Annotated in this window: 12 protein-coding genes; 9 read left to right on the top strand and 3 right to left on the bottom strand. The window is 74.4% G+C overall.

Annotated elements, in window-relative coordinates; all coding sequences use genetic code 11:
• Window positions 1-21 precede the first annotated feature (21 nt).
• Complete coding sequence (locus tag D3105_RS24015) at window positions 22-1,467, bottom strand: SWIM zinc finger family protein (RefSeq protein ID WP_118905125.1); 1,446 nt, start codon at window positions 1,465-1,467, stop codon at window positions 22-24.
• Window positions 1,468-1,642: 175 nt separating this feature from the next.
• Between D3105_RS24015 and D3105_RS24010 the strand changes: the two genes are divergently transcribed.
• The 8 genes from D3105_RS24010 to sucD all read left to right on the top strand — a co-directional run bounded on the left by D3105_RS24010 (window position 1,643) and on the right by sucD (window position 11,967).
• A complete protein-coding gene (locus D3105_RS24010; RefSeq protein ID WP_118905124.1) occupies window positions 1,643-2,068 on the top strand; it encodes a hypothetical protein in 426 nt (141 codons plus the stop codon).
• Between the two features lie 158 nt (window positions 2,069-2,226).
• Complete coding sequence (locus tag D3105_RS24005; protein WP_118905123.1) at window positions 2,227-3,351, top strand: ATP-binding protein; 1,125 nt, start codon at window positions 2,227-2,229, stop codon at window positions 3,349-3,351.
• The gene (locus D3105_RS24000; protein ID WP_206272872.1) at window positions 3,348-5,792 is read left to right on the top strand and encodes a DUF5682 family protein; all 2,445 of its coding nucleotides are present in this window, start codon (window positions 3,348-3,350) and stop codon (window positions 5,790-5,792) included. Before D3105_RS24005 ends, D3105_RS24000 begins: the two co-directional genes overlap by 4 nt.
• Before the next feature lie 32 nt (window positions 5,793-5,824).
• Window positions 5,825-7,081 carry a VWA domain-containing protein gene (locus D3105_RS23995; RefSeq protein WP_118905122.1) on the top strand — a complete coding sequence of 419 codons (1,257 nt, stop codon included), beginning with the start codon at window positions 5,825-5,827 and terminating at the stop codon, window positions 7,079-7,081.
• A 115-nt stretch (window positions 7,082-7,196) separates the two neighbouring features.
• Window positions 7,197-8,285 (top strand): hypothetical protein, encoded by a 1,089-nt coding sequence (locus D3105_RS23990; RefSeq protein WP_123947588.1) that lies wholly within the window; start codon window positions 7,197-7,199, stop codon window positions 8,283-8,285.
• Window positions 8,286-8,394: 109 nt separating this feature from the next.
• Complete coding sequence (locus tag D3105_RS23985) at window positions 8,395-9,528, top strand: hypothetical protein (RefSeq protein WP_118905120.1); 1,134 nt, start codon at window positions 8,395-8,397, stop codon at window positions 9,526-9,528.
• Window positions 9,529-9,879: 351 nt separating this feature from the next.
• The gene (gene sucC / locus D3105_RS23980) at window positions 9,880-11,061 is read left to right on the top strand and encodes an ADP-forming succinate--CoA ligase subunit beta (protein ID WP_118905119.1); all 1,182 of its coding nucleotides are present in this window, start codon (window positions 9,880-9,882) and stop codon (window positions 11,059-11,061) included.
• A 21-nt stretch (window positions 11,062-11,082) separates the two neighbouring features.
• Window positions 11,083-11,967 carry a succinate--CoA ligase subunit alpha gene (gene sucD / locus D3105_RS23975; RefSeq protein ID WP_118905118.1) on the top strand — a complete coding sequence of 295 codons (885 nt, stop codon included), beginning with the start codon at window positions 11,083-11,085 and terminating at the stop codon, window positions 11,965-11,967.
• A 97-nt stretch (window positions 11,968-12,064) separates the two neighbouring features.
• Here the strand turns inward: sucD and D3105_RS23970 are convergent, their stop codons facing one another.
• Window positions 12,065-13,330: a helix-turn-helix domain-containing protein gene (locus D3105_RS23970; protein WP_118905117.1), complete on the bottom strand. Its 1,266-nt coding sequence runs from the start codon at window positions 13,328-13,330 to the stop codon at window positions 12,065-12,067.
• A 126-nt stretch (window positions 13,331-13,456) separates the two neighbouring features.
• Between D3105_RS23970 and D3105_RS23965 the strand changes: the two genes are divergently transcribed.
• Window positions 13,457-15,229 carry a DUF6350 family protein gene (locus tag D3105_RS23965; RefSeq protein WP_118905116.1) on the top strand — a complete coding sequence of 591 codons (1,773 nt, stop codon included), beginning with the start codon at window positions 13,457-13,459 and terminating at the stop codon, window positions 15,227-15,229.
• On the opposite strand, the gene D3105_RS23960 is transcribed toward D3105_RS23965, so the two are convergent.
• Window positions 15,219-16,079 (bottom strand): hypothetical protein, encoded by an 861-nt coding sequence (locus D3105_RS23960; RefSeq protein WP_118905115.1) that lies wholly within the window; start codon window positions 16,077-16,079, stop codon window positions 15,219-15,221. The genes D3105_RS23965 and D3105_RS23960 overlap by 11 nt on opposite strands.
• Between the last annotated feature and the right edge of the window lie 317 nt (window positions 16,080-16,396).

The following is a 16,396-nucleotide window of genomic DNA, read 5'->3' as shown; positions in this document are numbered from 1 at the left end:
GCGAGGTTCAGGCTACTACGGTCATACAGTCAAGTCAGCTTGGACGACCGACCCGCCCGTGGTGCCCCCGCCTTCCTCCCCCTCGCCCGGGTCCCAGGCCGCGAACGGATCGAAGCCGCGGTGGCCGATCTCGCCGAACACCGTGACCGGGGCGCCGCCGGACAGGGCGACGAGCTTCCACAGGCCCGGCCGGGACAGCGCGGCGGGGGCGATCGGCAGCGCGGATCCGGAACGCGCCTGGGCGTCCGGGTGAGCGTCCGCGTGGGCGTCGGCCAGCTGCCAGCCGTCCTTGGACGGCACGGGTATGACATCGCGCAGGGTGACCGGCCAGGCGTCCAGCCAGGGGTCGTCCCGCAGGGCGTTCCCGTAGACGGCCGGTGCGGCCGCTGCGGCGATCCCCGGCGGGGGACCGGCCGCGGCCGTGGCCCCGAACTGCTCGCCCAGCTCCGCCCGGAGCTGCGCGCCGCCCGGGTACGGCGTCAGCTCGGCGTCGATCGTCGCCCCCACCGGCAGCGCCTGCGCCGGGGACCGGCCCGCCGCACCGAACGAGAGCAGCAGAGCGGTGCGGCCCGATCCCCGCCCGTACAGCCAGATCCGGCGGGCGACGATCTTGCCGTCCGGGGTGTCGTACTGCGCGAGGACCAGCCACCGGTCGCGGAGCGGGGGGCCTTCGGCGGACACGGGCAGCCCGACTCTCGTCCGCACGGTCGCGGCCAGCGGATCCGGCAGCCGGTCCCGGCCGAGCCAGGCCGTGTCCAGCAGATGGAGCAGGCCGCACTCCTCCAGCAACCGGACCGGCCGGCCCGGCCCTGACCCGGTGATCGCGCCCAACTCCCGCACCCGGGCGGCGAGACCGGGGGCCTGGGCGTCGACCATCCGGGCCGCGGTCTCCTCCCACAGGCCGTACCCCGAGCGGTCGGTCGCGGCCAGTCCGCCGCGCAGCAGGTCGGCCAGGCGCTGTTCCAGCTCCTGGGCACCGCCCGTGACCCGCTCCGCGCGGCGCTCCGCCCGCTTTCTGGCAGCGACCGGGTCGGCGGTGCCCCGCGCGGTGTCACCGCCCGCCGCGGGACCGCTCTTCTGCGCCGCGCGTACGCGCCGGCCCGCGAGCCACTCCTCGGCCCAGTCGGCGGGCTCGGCGGGCGGGAACGCGCCGTCGTCCGACGCCCGGAGCAACAACAGCCCCAGCGCGTGCTTGCACGGGAACTTCCGGCTCGGGCAACTGCACGCGCAGGCGGGCCCCGCGGTGTCGACCACCGTCCGATACGGCGTGCTTCCACTGCCCTTGCACAGGCCCCACACCGCACCCGTCGCGTCGGACCCCGTGCCGGACCACGGACCGGCCGCGCCGAGGCGCGTGCCCGCCTTGCGTGACGCCGCGTCAGGAGCCAGTGCCAGCACCTGTTCCACCGACCAGCGCGCCACCGGGGCACCGGTGGGCGAGGGCTCTCCCCCGTGAGATAGCTGCATGTCTCCGACGGTAGGGGGCGCCACTGACAATCCCCTCCCGACCTGCTCCGACCTGCCAAGCAGCGGTCCGAGGGCGGGCCGAGGGGAGATTTGACTTTGCCCTGCCTTTGCGTTTCTCTGCGGTCTCCGCGTACGGAACGAATCCGTGCCCGGGCCGATCCAGGGGGGATCCCAGATGAACCGCACCACCCGCACCACCCGCGCCCTCGCGGTCGCCGTCCTCGTGCTCGGACTCGGGGCCTGCTCGGCCGAGTCCGTGGACGAGGCGGTCGGCAAGGCGGTCGACACGACCGTGGACGAGACCTACGAGGTCACGTACGAGGTCACCGGCACGGGCGTCGACGAGATCATGTACCACGGGGGCGGCGGCGAGGCCATGGAGCCCGAGCTGGAGACCGTCACCAAGCCGGCCCTGCCGTGGAAGAAGACCGTCGAACTGCGCGGGATCATGCCGCCCGCCGTCACGCCGGTCGCCCTGGAGGCGGGAGGCGCCGACATCACCTGCTCCATCACCTACAAGGGCAAGGTCATCAAGGAGGCGAAGGGCGAGGGCATGCTCACGGCGGGTGGCTGCGTCGCCGTGTCGCCGATCGTGGGCTGACCGGGCCGATCCGCCCCGGTCGCCCGACCGGGCCGACGGACCTCGGGGGAGGGGGCCAAGCGCTCGTCAACGGGCTCTGACCTGCGGTCAGGGCCCGTTGTCAGTGGCATGGTGCACGGTGGTATCCACATCGGGTCGACCGATCTGGAGGGGGAGCCATGACCGTGTCCAACACCACCGAGGCCGTCGAGCCGGAGGCCGGCGCCCGGGCGCTGCGCCCGCACGCGGAAGACGCGTTCGCCGGGGAGCTGAAGGCGCTCGCCGCCGCCGACGACCGTCCCAGGCCCGCCCGTTGGCGGCTGTCGCCGTGGGCCGTCGCCACCTATCTGCAGGGCGGGACCCTGCCGGACGGGACGGTGATCACCCCGAAGTACGTGGGCCCGCGCCGCCTGGTCGAGGTGGCCGTGACCACGCTCGCCACCGACCGGGCGCTGCTCCTGCTCGGCGTCCCCGGCACGGCCAAGACCTGGGTGTCCGAGCACCTCGCCGCCGCCGTCAGCGGCGACTCGACGTTGCTCGTGCAGGGCACCGCGGGCACGCCCGAGGAAGCCGTCCGCTACGGGTGGAACTACGCCCAGCTGCTGGCCCACGGCCCCAGCCGCGACGCCCTGGTGCCCAGTCCGCTGATGCGGGCCATGTCCGAGGGCATGACCGCCCGGGTCGAGGAGCTGACCCGCATCCCCGCCGATGTGCAGGACTCGCTCATCACGATCCTGTCCGAGAAGACGCTCCCCGTCCCCGAGCTGGGCCAGGAGGTCCAGGCCGTCCGCGGGTTCAACCTCATCGCCACGGCCAACGACCGGGACCGCGGCGTCAACGAGCTGTCCAGCGCCCTGCGCCGCCGGTTCAACACCGTGGTGCTGCCCCTGCCCGAGACCCCGGACGCCGAGGTCGACATCGTGTCCCGGCGCGTCGACCAGATCGGCCGCTCGCTCGACCTGCCCGCGTCCCCGGAAGGCCTGACCGAGATCCGGCGCGTGGTGACGGTCTTCCGCGAACTGCGCGACGGGGTGACCACCGACGGGCGCACCAAGCTCAAGTCCCCCTCCGGCACGCTCTCCACCGCCGAGGCGATCTCCGTCGTCACCGGCGGCCTCGCGCTCGCCGCCCACTTCGGCGACGGCGTCCTGCGCCCCGGCGACGTCGCGGCCGGCATCCTCGGCGCGGTCGTCCGGGACCCCGCGGCGGACCGGGTTGTCTGGCAGGAGTATCTGGAGACCGTGGTCCGCGAGCGGGACGGCTGGAAGGACTTCTACCGCGCCTGCCGCGAGGTATCCGCATGAGCGTCACGGCGGCGGCCGCCGCCGTGACGCCGGGCCGCGCCGCGACCGGGCCGGCCGATGGGCCCTGGCTGCTGGGCGTGCGGCATCACGGGCCCGGGTCGGCCCGCGCGGTCCTCGCCGCGCTCCGGGCGGCCCGCCCGGCCGCCGTCCTCATCGAGGGGCCGCCCGAGGGGGACGCGCTGGTGCCCCTGGCCGCCGACCCGGGGATGCGTCCGCCCGTCGCGCTGCTCGCGCACGCCGTGGAAGATCCGGGGCGGGCCTCCTTCTGGCCGATGGCCGCGTTCTCGCCCGAGTGGGTGGCCCTCCGCTGGGCCCTCGACCACGACGTCCCGGTCCGCTTCATCGACCTGCCCGCCGCCCACTCCCTCGCGCTCAAGGAACCCGCGCTCAAGGAGCCGGTGCGGCGGCCGGAGCGCGCAGAGGCGGAGGAAGAGGAGGAGGTCACGCCGGTCGTCGATCCGATCCGGGTGCTCGCCGAGACCGCCGGATACGACGACCCCGAGCGCTGGTGGGAGGACGTCGTCGAACACCGCTCGCCCACCGGGAGGGCAGATACGGGAGAGACCGACGGCGGTGGCACGCCCCCCGAAGGCATGCTCCCCGAGCGCACGCCCGGTGACGCCCTCGCCCCGTTCGGCGCGCTGGCCGAGGCCATGGGCGCGCTGCGCGAGGCGTACGGGGACGGCGGGCAGCCCCGCGACGCGGTGCGTGAGGCGTACATGCGGATCCAACTGCGCACCGCGCGCAGGGAGTTCGGGGACGACGTCGCCGTCGTCTGCGGGGCCTGGCACGTCCCCGCTCTCGCCGCGCGCACCACCCTCGCCGCCGACCGCGCCCTGCTCAAGGGCCTCCCGAAGGTCAAAACGGATCTGACCTGGGTGCCGTGGACCCACCGCCGGCTCGCCCGGCAGAGCGGATACGGGGCCGGGATCGACTCGCCCGGTTGGTACGGGCATCTCTTCGAGGCGGCCGACCGGCCGATCGAGCGCTGGATGACCAAGGTCGCCGGACTGCTGCGCGGCGAGGACCGGTTCGTCTCCACCGCCCATGTCATCGAGGCCGTCCGGCTCGCCGAAACTCTCGCGGCCCTCCGGGGCCGCCCGCTGGCCGGCCTGGGCGAGACGACCGACGCCGTGCGGGCCGTCATGTGCGAGGGGTCCGACGTTCCGCTCGCCCTCGTCCGGGACCGGCTGGTCGTCGGCGAGAGCCTCGGCGAGGTGCCCGACACCGCCCCGGCCGTCCCGCTGCAACGGGACCTGGCCCGCAGCCAGCGCACCCTCCGGCTCAAGCCGGAGGCGTCGGAACGCGAGCTGGACCTCGACCTGCGCAAGGAGACCGACGCCGCCCGCAGCCGCCTCCTGCACCGGCTGCGCCTCCTCGACGTCGGCTGGGGCGACCCGGTCGCGGGGCGCGGCAGCACCGGCACCTTCCGGGAGAGCTGGCGGCTCCGCTGGGAACCGGAACTGCACGTGCGGGTCGCGGAGGCCGGGGTGTGGGGCACGACCGTGCTCACCGCCGCCACCGCGAAGGCCGCGTCGCAGGCCGTGGCGGCGAGAGCGCTGGCCGATGTCACCGCACTCGCCGAACACTGCCTCCTGGCCGAACTGCCCGACGCGCTGCCCGTCGTGATGAGGGCCCTCGCCGACCGGGCCGCTCTCGACGCGGACGTCGGCCACCTCGCGGACGCGCTGCCCGCCCTGGCCCGCTCCCTGCGGTACGGGGACGTGCGCTCCACGGACACGGCGGCGCTCGCGGAGGTCGCCGCCGGACTCGCCGAGCGGATCTGCGTCGGCCTGCCGCCCGCCTGCACCGGCCTCGACCCGGACGGCGCCGAGGCACTGCGCGGTCAGGTGGAGGCGGTGCACGGCGCGATCGGCCTGCTGGACACCGGGGCGGAGCCCGGCCCGGGGCTGCGGGAGCGCTGGGGAGCCGTCCTGCACAAGCTGGCGGCCCGGGACGCGGTCGCCGGGATCATCCGAGGCCGGGCCGCCCGGCTGCTGCTGGACGAAGGGCGGCTGGCGGAGGACGAGGCGGCCCGGCTCATGGGCCTGGCCCTCTCGCCCGGCACTGCGCCCGCCGACGCCGCCGCCTGGATCGAGGGGTTCGTCGGCGGCGCGTCGGGCGGCGGCATGCTGCTGGTCCACGACGAGCGGCTGCTCGGCCTCGTCGACGCCTGGCTGACCGGTGTCCCCGCCGACCTGTTCACCGATGTGCTGCCGCTGCTGCGCCGCACGTTCTCCGCGTACGAACCGGGCGTGCGGCGCACCCTCGGCGAGCTGGTCCGGCGCGGCCCCGCCTCCGAGGGCACCCGCCGTGACGACGGAGCCCCGGCGACCGGAGGCTTCGGACCCGGTCTCGACCCGGCCAGGGCTGCCGCCGTCGAACCGGTGCTGCGGCTGCTGCTGGGCCGCCCGCCCGAGCCCGTGGAGGCGGCCGTATGACGACGACCAGGACGACCACGAGGACGGACCCGATGAGGCGGACACCGGGGGAGACCACGGAACGGACCACCGAACGGACGGCGACGGGCTCGCCCACCCCGCCCGACGCCGAACGGCTGCGGCGCTGGCGGATGGTGCTCGGGGCCGACAGTGCCGACAGCACGGGATGCACCCTCACCGGCCAGGACGCGGCGATGGACGGTGCGTTGAACGCGCTGTACGGCGGAGGCGCCGAGAAAAAGCCCAACAGCCGGGGCACCGGCGGCCGTTCGGCCGGGCTCGGCGCGTCGGCGCCCTCCGTCGCCCGCTGGCTCGGCGACATCCGGACCTACTTCCCCAGCTCCGTGGTCCAGGTCATGCAGCGCGACGCGATCGACCGGCTCGGCCTGTCGGCCCTCCTCCTGGAGCCGGAGATGCTGGAGGCGGTCGAGCCGGACGTCCATCTCGTCGGCACCCTGCTCTCCCTCAACAAGGCGATGCCCGAGACGACGAAGGAGACCGCACGCGCCGTCGTCCGCAAGGTCGTCGAGGACCTGGAGAGGAGGCTGGAGAGCCCTACGAGGGCCACCCTGACCGGGGCCCTGGACCGTTCGGCGCGGATCAGCCGGCCGCGCCACCGGGACATCGACTGGGACCGCACGATCCGGGCCAACCTCAAGAACTACCTGACGCTCCCAGGACCGGACGCCGCGACGACGACGGGCACGGTCGTGCCGGAACGCCTCATCGGCTACGGCCGCTCCTCCCGGTCCGCCAAGAAGGACATCGTCCTGTGCGTCGACCAGTCGGGCTCGATGGCCGCGTCCGTCGTCCACGCCTCCGTCTTCGGGGCGGTGCTCGCCTCCATGCGCACCCTCTCGACCCGGCTCGTCGTCTTCGACACCGCGGTCGTCGACCTCACGGACCAGCTCGACGACCCGGTCGACGTCCTCTTCGGCACCCAGCTCGGCGGCGGCACCGACATCAACCGGGCGCTCGCCTACTGCCAGTCGAGGATCACCCGCCCCGCGGACACCGTCGTCGTCCTCATCAGCGACCTCTACGAGGGCGGCATACGCGACGAGATGCTCAAGCGGGTCGCCGCGATGAAGGCGACCGGCGTGCAGTTCGTGACGCTGCTCGCCCTCTCCGACGAGGGTGCACCGGCGTACGACCACGAGCACGCGGCGGCGCTCGGAGCGCTGGGAGCCCCCGCGTTCGCCTGTACGCCGGATCTCTTCCCGGACGTCATGGCGGCGGCGATCGAGAAGAGACCACTGCCCATACCGGACAAGGAGCATCAACCGTAGCCAGGGACTTGCGTGACCCCCACGGGCTCGTGCAAGCATCGACACCGTCGTTCGCGGAGGGGTGCATTCCGCCGCCCTCCGCCTCCACCCGCCTGCGTACCAGGAGCCCACCCGAGTGACCGCAACCGCCGCTGCCCGCGCAGCCGTCGATCCGCGCCCGGCGCGCGGGACGGCGGGGCGTCGCGCGGTGCAGGTGGTGCTGTTCCTCGGCGGGCTGCTGGCCCTCGGCCTCCTCGCGGGCGGCCGCGCGGAGGCGCAGGAGCGTCCGGACCCGGTGGGTCTCACCGCCTCCTTGGCTGAAGCCGTGCCGCAGGAAGCGGTTCGGGAGGGCGCGGTTCGAGAGGGTGCGGTTCCCGAGGACCTCGCCCGCACGGCAGTCGAGCCTCCGGTTCGCCGGGTCGCCGACAAGGGAATGGAGCCGCTCGCGGACCAGGTCGTGGACCCGGTCGCCGATCAGCTCGTGGAGCCGGTGGGAGCACCGCCTGTCGAGCCGGTCACCGACCAGGCCGCGCAGGACCGGCCCGCACAGCACCAGCCCGCGCAGCACAGGCCGACACAGCACCGCCCCGCGCAGCCCGAGACCGTACGGAAGGCGGCCGCGGCGCTCTCCGCGGAACCGGCCACGGAACCCGTCGACTCCGTGGCCCCCGTGGTCGGGGGAGCGGGCGGCGCCGTCGGCCGGATCGCCGAGGGGGTGCGGCCGCTGGTGGCGTCCCTGCCGGGGCTCCCTCCGCTGCTCTCCGCGCTGCCCGTGCCGATCGGTGCGCCGGACGCGCCAGGTGCGCCGGGCGCACCGGCACCGCCCGTTCCGGGCACCGGCCGTGGTGCCGAGGGCTCCACCGAGCCGGGTGACGCCGGCGCGGACGCCTCGGCCGAGCGCGAGGCCGGCCATGACCGGAGCACCGGGGCGCAGCGCCTCGCCCCGGCCGTGCCGGACCGGTCCGGCACGTCGGCCGCCGGGCACGCGCGGATCTCCGCGCCCGCCCCGACGCTCCCGCCCACGCGGGACCGCGCGCCGTTCGCCCCCTGCGGCGACCTCGTGCGCACGGTGGTGGCCGATGCGCAGGGCCCGCGCGGTGGCGACCTGCACGCGACCCCCGTCCCGGGCGGCCCGTACGCCGCGCTCGTCCGGGGAGCCGGGCTCCCCGCGACCGTCGCCCCGATCACCGACAGATCCGGCGAGATCCTCGAATTCCCCGGCTAGGGCAGGCCGTTCCCCCGCCTCGACCTGCCGCGCGGGGGCGGAACAGGTCTGCCCGCGTCCGGACGAATCCTCCGGACAGCCGAACATCTTCGAAGGATCTGACACACCCATGCACAAGAACATGCGCCGCTCCATAGCCGTCGCCGCCACCGCCACCGGAATGTGGGCGCTCGGCACCGCCGCGGCGAGCGCGGCCGAACTGCCCGTGTCCGTACCGCTGTCCACCCCGGACCTGGGGGCCGAGACCCCCGACGCGACGGACGTCGTCGCGGACGTCACCGACGCCAAGGTGGTCGAGGACGCCAAGGCGCTCACCGACACCGAGGCCGTCGACCGTGCCGGCGACGCCAAGGACACGCTGAAGAAGGCCGGGAACAAGGCCACCGAGGCGGCCAAGGCCGTCGGCGCGGCCGATGTGCGGGACAGCCTCCCGTCGCAGGTGCAGGCCCCGGAGTTCCCGGAGGCCGCCGAGGTCCCGCAGCTCGGTGACGTACAGCAGCTGCCCGGAGCGGGCCACCTCCCCGACGCGCACCTCCCGGACACGCAGCTCCCCGGCGCAGGCATCCCCGAAGCGGGCATCCCCGACACCCGGATCCCCGACGCGCAGTTCCCCGACGCCCAGGTCCCCGTTGCGCCGGTCGACGAGATCGACTACCTCTTCGGGCCGATCGAGCAGATCCCCGGCTACGCGCAGAGCCAGGTGCCGACCGCCGTCCAGGGCACGCTGGCCGAGGCCGGGCCCGTCGTCGAGCAGACGTCCGACTCCGTGCTGCCGCCGCTCGCCGCGGACGCGGTCGGCGTAGCCGTCCCGGTCGTCGGGCAGGCGGTCGGTGACGTCGGCACGCTCGCGCAGGGCGTCGTCGGCGAGGTCGGGCCGTTCGCCCGGGGAGTCGTCGGCGACGCCGCCGCCCCCTTCGTGCAGGGCGTCACGACCGAGGTCCAGCCGCTGGCGCACGGCGTCACGGGTGCGGCCGTGCCGTTCGCCGAGGGCGTCGCGTCCGAGGTGCGGCCGCTCGCGCAGGGGCTGACCGGCGACGCGGTCGCGCCGTTCGCCCAGGGGGTCACCACCCGGGTGCAGCCGCTGGCCGAGGGCGTCGGGGCACAGGCCCGGCCGTTCGCCGGCGGTCTGACGGACACGGTCCGCGAGGACGCCCGTCCCGCCGTCGCCAACGCGGCGGCCGGCGCCCAGGGCCTCACCTCGGTCACCCCGTCCTTCGTCACGGACGCGGTGCCCGGGCGGTAACCGGACGAGCGGGGCGCACACGGCGCACGCGCCGTAGGCGATTCACTGCACCGGAGTACCCGGCCCCAGGGGACCCGGGCCGTGAGCTCCGGTGCCCCCCCACAGCCCTTCCCGACCCCCGGCGAGCCCCGTCCGGGGGTCGGGAAGGGCCACCCTCTGTGACCGTTATCACCGCTCAGGTGTGATCTGCGATTTAGGGTCACGCGGAGCGCGGGGATAACCTGCCGGATGGACATGCCGCGTACGCGGACACCGTGTATGCCTCCCTAGTGACAGCGCAGTCACGTTGCCCTTCGCGGCACGCCCACGCAGAAGAACGAACCGCGAGACCACTAAAAGGGACGGACGCGCGTGGACCTGTTCGAGTACCAGGCGAGGGACCTCTTCGCCAAGCACGGTGTACCGGTGCTGGCCGGTGAAGTCATCGACACGCCTGAGGCAGCCCGCGAGGCGACCGAGAAGCTGGGCGGCAAGTCTGTCGTCAAGGCGCAGGTGAAGGTCGGCGGCCGCGGCAAGGCCGGCGGCGTCAAGCTGGCCGGCGACGCCGACGAGGCCGTCGCCCGGGCGACCGACATTCTCGGTATGGACATCAAGGGCCACACGGTCCACAAGGTGATGATCGCCGAGCTGTCCCCGGAGATCGAGGCGGAGTACTACGTCTCGTACCTCCTCGACCGCACCAACCGCACCTTCCTGGCCATGGCCTCGGTGCAGGGTGGCATGGACATCGAGGAGGTCGCGGAGAAGACCCCCGAGGCCCTCGCGAAGGTCCCGGTCGACTCCAACTCCGGCGTGGACATCGCCAAGGCCCGCGAGATCGTGGCCCAGGCGAAGTTCCCGGCCGACGTGGCCGAGGGTGTCGCCGAGGCCCTGGTGACCCTGTGGGAGACCTTCGTCGCCGAGGACGCGCTCCTCGTCGAGGTCAACCCGCTGGTGAAGACCAAGGACGGCCGCATCCTGGCGCTGGACGGCAAGGTCTCGCTCGACGAGAACGCCGACTTCCGCCAGCCGGAGCACGAGGCTCTGGAGGACAAGGACGCAGCCAACCCGCTCGAGGCTGCCGCCAAGGCCAAGAACCTCAACTACGTCAAGCTCGACGGCGAGGTCGGCATCATCGGCAACGGCGCCGGCCTGGTCATGTCGACCCTGGACGTCGTCGCGTACGCCGGTGAGAACCACGGCGACGTGAAGCCCGCCAACTTCCTCGACATCGGTGGCGGCGCCTCCGCCGAGGTCATGGCGAACGGCCTGGAGATCATCCTCGGCGACCCGGACGTCAAGTCCGTCTTCGTCAACGTCTTCGGTGGCATCACCGCCTGCGACGAGGTCGCCAACGGCATCGTGCAGGCGCTCGCGCTGCTCGAGTCCAAGGGCGAGAAGGTCGAGAAGCCGCTGGTCGTGCGTCTCGACGGCAACAACGCGGAGCTGGGTCGCAAGATCCTCTCCGACGCCAACCACCCGCTCGTGCAGCGCGTGGACACCATGGACGGCGCGGCCGACAAGGCCGCCGAGCTCGCCGCGGCTGCGAAGTAAGGGACGAGGGACTCCAACACCATGGCTATCTTCCTCACCAAGGACAGCAAGGTCATCGTCCAGGGGATGACCGGCGCCACGGGCATGAAGCACACCAAGCTCATGCTGGGTGACGGCACCAACATCGTCGGTGGCGTCAACCCGCGCAAGGCCGGTACGTCCGTCGACTTCGACGGCACCGAGGTCCCGGTCTTCGGCTCCGTCAAGGAAGCGATGGAGAAGACCGGCGCGAACGTGTCCGTCCTCTTCGTCCCGCCGGCCTTCTCCAAGGCCGCCGTCGTCGAGGCGATCGACGCCGAGATCCCGCTCGCGGTCGTCATCACCGAGGGCATCGCCGTTCACGACTCCGCCGCGTTCTGGGCGTACGCGAACGAGAAGGGCAACAAGACCCGGATCATCGGCCCGAACTGCCCCGGTCTCATCACCCCGGGCCAGTCCAACGCCGGCATCATCCCGGGCGACATCACCAAGCCCGGCCGCATCGGTCTCGTGTCCAAGTCCGGCACGCTGACCTACCAGATGATGTACGAGCTCCGTGACATCGGCTTCTCGTCCGCCGTCGGCATCGGTGGCGACCCGGTCATCGGTACGACGCACATCGACGCCCTCGCGGCGTTCGAGGCCGACCCCGACACCGACCTGATCGTGATGATCGGCGAGATCGGCGGCGACGCCGAGGAGCGTGCCGCCGACTTCATCAGGGCGAACGTCACCAAGCCGGTCGTCGGCTACGTCGCGGGCTTCACCGCCCCGGAGGGCAAGACCATGGGCCACGCCGGCGCCATCGTCTCCGGCTCCTCGGGCACCGCCCAGGCGAAGAAGGAGGCCCTGGAGGCCGCCGGCGTCAAGGTCGGCAAGACGCCGACCGAGACCGCCAAGCTGGCGCGCGAGATCCTCGGCGCCTGACGCAGGCCGCAGGGACACACGCACACGGCGCGGGCCCGCACCCCTTTTCGACCAGGGGTGCGGGCCCGCGCCGTTCGCGTACGTACGGCCGTCCGGCTCACTTCAGCTGCGGGACCAGCCGTTCCGGGCCGTGCGCCAACTGTTCGCTCAGCGACTTCTGCAGCTTCAGATCCTGTGCGGTGAGCTTCTGCGGACCACCGCGCGGCGGTACGCCCCCGACCCGTTCGGGGGGCGAGATCGGCGGCTCGTAGTGGGTGGGCGCGGTGTGCAGGGTCAGCCCGGTCACGGCGATGAGCAGCGCGACGCCCGCGACGGCGGCCCGGGTCCACAGCCTGGCCTGGTTCTCGCTGCCGGTGCGCACGGCACGGGCCGGCCGCGGTACGGGTACGTGTTCGGCGCGGGCCAGGCCGCCGAGCCGGTCGTGCAGCAGGGCCGACTGCTCGGCGGGCGATCCGGCGTTCGCCAGCTCGGGGAGCCGCTCGGCGACGGCGGCCCGGGCGGTCATCAGCCGGCCCGCCGCCGCCGGGGTGCTGGCCTCCGTCTCGGCCGCGGTCTCCGGAAGGTCCAGGCCGACCCCGTCGTACAGAAGCAGCGTGCGCCGGTAGGCCGGGGGCAGGTCGAGCAGCGCGTCGAACAGCGCCCGCTTGCCCGGCTCCGTGGGCGGGGCGTCGGGGTGCCGGTGCGTGCGGCGCAGCCGGTGCCAGGGTGACATCGCGTACTCGTACGCCGCAGCGCGCACCCAGCCGGCCGGGTCCCGGTCGACGGCCACCTCGGGCCAGCGCTGCCAGGCCAGTTCGAAGGCGCGCTCGACGGACTCGCGGGCCAGGGCGCGGCGTCCGGTGAGCAGATAGGTCTGCCGGACGAGGCCGGGGGCGGTGCGGGCGTACAGCTCGTCGAACGCCTCGGCGGGGGAGACGCGCCGCTCGCCGGGCGCCTCCGCCGGCGGAGCCGGAGCCGGGGCCGGGTCGGCGGGTGCGGCCTCGGGCAGGGGTGGGGCCTCGGGCAGGTCGGTCACCGCCGGGGCGGCTACCGCCGGGCCCGCCCCTGCCGCTGTCGCCGGGCCCGCCGCTGCTGCCGCCGCCGGGCCCGCCCCTGCCGCTGTCGCCTCCGCGATCACCACCGGGGGCTTCAGCACGGTCGGCTTCACCGCCGGTTCGGGCGCGATGAGCTCGGCGTACAGCGCGCGCTTGCGGCCGCGCGGGCTTGTGCGCCCCGTCTCCCAGGAGCGCACGGTGGCGCGCGTGACACCGACCGCCGCCGCCACCTCCTCCTCGCTCAACGATTTCGCCTCGCGCAGTCTGCGGCGCTCCTTGGGGGAGGGCAGCGGCGGCACGGCAGCCTCGTCGGTCGTGCTCCGGGTCATGGACGACCCCCGGCAGCACCGCGCTGGGTGAAAAAGTACATAAACGTATATTGAGCGACACAGCGGCTGTTCGCGCGTTACGCGAAATAAGCGCGTGTCGTTGGCAGCATGGGCCGCGTGACCCAAATGACGCAACGCACCCCGAAGGTGACGGTCCGACGGAACCGCACCCTCGCCCTGGTCTCCGCCCTGGTGAAGGGCGTCGTCGCCGCCGGGCTCGGCCTCGGGTCGCTGACGGTGCTCGTCATGGTGGTGTGGATCAGCTCCCCGCACCCGGACAGCGGTCCGGGCGGGGCGCTGCGCGCGGCGGCCGGGGCCTGGCTGCTCGCGCACGGCGCCGGGCTCGTGCGGCCCGACACCCTGAGCGGCGTTCCCGCGCCCGTCGGCCTGGTCCCGTTGCTGCTCGTGGTGGGCCCGGTCTGGCTGGCGCACCGCGCGGCCCGCGATGCGGCGGAGTCGCAGGAAGAGCTGCGGGAGGAGCCGCGCGAAGGGGTGCGGGACGGGTCGGCCGGGCCCTCGCGCGCGGGCGCGTTCTGCGCCGTGACCGCGGGATATCTGCTGGTCGTCGCGGGCGCGGCGGCCTATGCGCGGGGCGGCCCGCTCTACGCGGACCCGGACACCCTGGCGTTCCCCGTGGCGCTGGTGGTGGCCGGTGCGGCGGCCGCCGGGGTGTGGACGGCGGCCGGGCGGCCGTTCGGGCCCGCGCCGTCCTGGTCGCCCCTGGCGGTTCAGGAGGCGGTCGCGCGGTCGCTCTTCCGCCGACGGGCCGAGGCGGCGTTCCGGTCGGCGGCGGCGGGCCTGACGGTGCTGCTCGGGGGCGGTGCGCTGCTGGTCGCGGTGGCGCTCGGCCGGAACGCCGCGGCGGCCCAGGACGCGTTCCTCGGGCTCGCGGGCGACTGGTCGGGGCGCATCGCGGTCCTCCTGCTGGCCGCCGCGCTCGTGCCGAACGCCGCGCTGTGGGGAGCGGCATACGGGCTCGGGCCCGGCTTCTCGCTCGGCACGGAAGCCACCGCCACCCCGCTGGGCCTCGACGGAACCCCCGCGCTGCCCCGCTTCCCCCTGCTGGCGGCCGTCCCGGACCAGAGCGCGGGCGGCCTGCCGAACTGGGCGGCCCTCGCCGTGCCGTTGGCGGCAGCGCTGGCGGTCGCCTGGTTCGCCGTACGCAGGGCCGCGCCCGCCGACGCGCCGCCCGCCCGGGCCTGGAGCCCGCGCGAGACGGTGCTGGTGACCCTGCTCGCCGCGCTCGGATGCGGCGTGGGGACGGCGCTGCTCACGGCGGTGGCCGGCGGGCCGATCGGTACCGGGGCGCTGAGCGCGTTCGGCCCGGTGTGGTGGCTGACCGGCCCGGCGGCGCTGGTGTGGACGGCCGTCGTCGGCGTACCGGCGGCCCTGCTGATGCGCCTGTGGCGACTGCGTACCCCGGGCTGGGCCTGGCGCAGGGACGTACCGGAGGTGGACGAGCCCCCGGTGGCCGAGGCGAACGGGGAAGAAGAGAAGCAGGGCGAGGACGAGGGTGACGGCGCCGGGCGTACGCGCCGGTGGTGGGCGCCCTGGCGGGGGCGGCGCGAGGCGGCGGGCGAGGACGGCGAAGCGGAGCCGGGTGGTCCCGCGTCACGGGCCGCCTCCTCCGTACCGCCCCCGGGCCCGGCACCCGAAGCGGCCTCCGGCTTCGAGCCGTACGACTTCCTGCCGACCGACCCGTGGCACGAGAAGGACGGCCCCTGGCACGGAAAAGAGACCAGGGAGGCCCGCTGGGCCTCCCTGAAACGGGGCTCCGGCGGCCTGATGGCCGACTTCCCCGCCGATCGCACGGCCGACCGCGCAGGTCAGGCCGATCGCGCCGACCCCGTCCCGGACCGCCGCGCGGCGGATCCGGACGGGCCGGGAACTACTCCTTGACGCCGAAGAACGGCTCCAGCGGCTTCGGCAGCTTGTCGTTGCAGGCCACCGAGGCGGACTTGGTCAGGGCGTCGTCCACGCACGTGTAGTAGTCGCGGTAGACCAGCTGCACGGTGTACGACGTCGCCACGATGAGCAGCGCCAGCAGCGCGGTCACCAGGCCGCCGACCGCCGCCGTGGTCTGCTGCCTGCTGCTGACGTTCGACGGCGGCGCCGGGGCGGCGGGGTTCGCGGGTGCGGCCGGATTCGCGGGCGTACCCGCCGGGCCGCCGTCCACCGCCGTACGGTCCGTGGCGGAGGCGTTCTTCGGCGGGGTGCGGAGCGCGCTGATCGCCCAGTACGTCGCGAGCGCGCCCAGCAGCAGGGCGATCTCCGGGAAGTCGAAGAGGGCGAAGAAGAAGGCCCACATGCCGCCGAGCACCGCGTAACGGGCGCGCCGCTGCGCCGGGTCCGTGGGGTCCCAGCGCAGTCCGCCCGGGCCGCCGCGGTCGTTCCCGCCCTTGCCTCCCGGGCCGCCCGAGCCGTTCCCGCCGGGGCGGCCGCCGAAGCCGCCGCCCTCCCGGCCGGGCTGCCGGTCGCTCCACTGGCTTCCCCAGGCCGGGCGGTCCCCGCCGGAGCCGGAGCCGTTGTCGTCCTGCTCGTCCGATCCCTGGCCCTGGGACCCGGAGGGACGGCGCGGCTGCCACGGCTGGTCCGGCCGGTCCGCGGGCGGCGCGGCGAAGGGGTTGTCCTCCTGCGGTTTCCCGGCGGACCCGGAGTCCGGTGACGAGGACTGGCGTTCCCGCATCAGCGATGCGGACCGCTGCGGAAGGGGGAAGCGGAAGGCGGTGCGACGGCGTCGGTCCGGCATGTGGTGAACGTCTTCCCCATCTCGTCATGTCCGCCCGAAGGACGGTTCGTCCGCCCGGTGGACGGCTCGCTGTCCCCTGACGCTACCTCCCGGTCACGCCCCCGTCCCGTGGGGGCCGTCGGGTGTGCCGGTATCGTTGCTGACGGTCGGCCCGTTCGTAGGGTTCCCCGTATCGGGCGAGGCGATTGATTCGTACGACCCTACAAAGAGCATGCCGCACCTGCGTCACCACGCGGTCATCACGTGAGAAAGGGCCCCGACGTGGCCTCCCCGCCCACCCCCGCCTCTCCTGCCCGGCCGGTCGTGCTGGTCTCCCG

The sequence above is a fragment of the Streptomyces globisporus genome, assembly GCF_003501885.1.
Taxonomy (GTDB): domain Bacteria; phylum Actinomycetota; class Actinomycetes; order Streptomycetales; family Streptomycetaceae; genus Streptomyces; species Streptomyces globisporus_D.
The sequence above is the reverse complement of the archived record's forward strand: the minus strand, read 5'-3'. Positions and strand labels throughout refer to the sequence as shown.

Coding starts and splice junctions, on each gene's coding strand:
- D3105_RS24015 (WP_118905125.1), bottom strand. CDS start 1,467: ATGCAGCTATCTCACGGGGGAGAGCCCTCGCCCACCGGTGCCCCGGTG.
- D3105_RS24010 (WP_118905124.1), top strand. CDS start 1,643: ATGAACCGCACCACCCGCACCACCCGCGCCCTCGCGGTCGCCGTCCTC.
- D3105_RS24005 (WP_118905123.1), top strand. CDS start 2,227: ATGACCGTGTCCAACACCACCGAGGCCGTCGAGCCGGAGGCCGGCGCC.
- D3105_RS24000 (WP_206272872.1), top strand. CDS start 3,348: ATGAGCGTCACGGCGGCGGCCGCCGCCGTGACGCCGGGCCGCGCCGCG.
- D3105_RS23995 (WP_118905122.1), top strand. CDS start 5,825: ATGAGGCGGACACCGGGGGAGACCACGGAACGGACCACCGAACGGACG.
- D3105_RS23985 (WP_118905120.1), top strand. CDS start 8,395: ATGCACAAGAACATGCGCCGCTCCATAGCCGTCGCCGCCACCGCCACC.
- sucD (WP_118905118.1), top strand. CDS start 11,083: ATGGCTATCTTCCTCACCAAGGACAGCAAGGTCATCGTCCAGGGGATG.
- D3105_RS23970 (WP_118905117.1), bottom strand. CDS start 13,330: ATGACCCGGAGCACGACCGACGAGGCTGCCGTGCCGCCGCTGCCCTCC.
- D3105_RS23965 (WP_118905116.1), top strand. CDS start 13,457: ATGACGCAACGCACCCCGAAGGTGACGGTCCGACGGAACCGCACCCTC.
- D3105_RS23960 (WP_118905115.1), bottom strand. CDS start 16,079: ATGCCGGACCGACGCCGTCGCACCGCCTTCCGCTTCCCCCTTCCGCAG.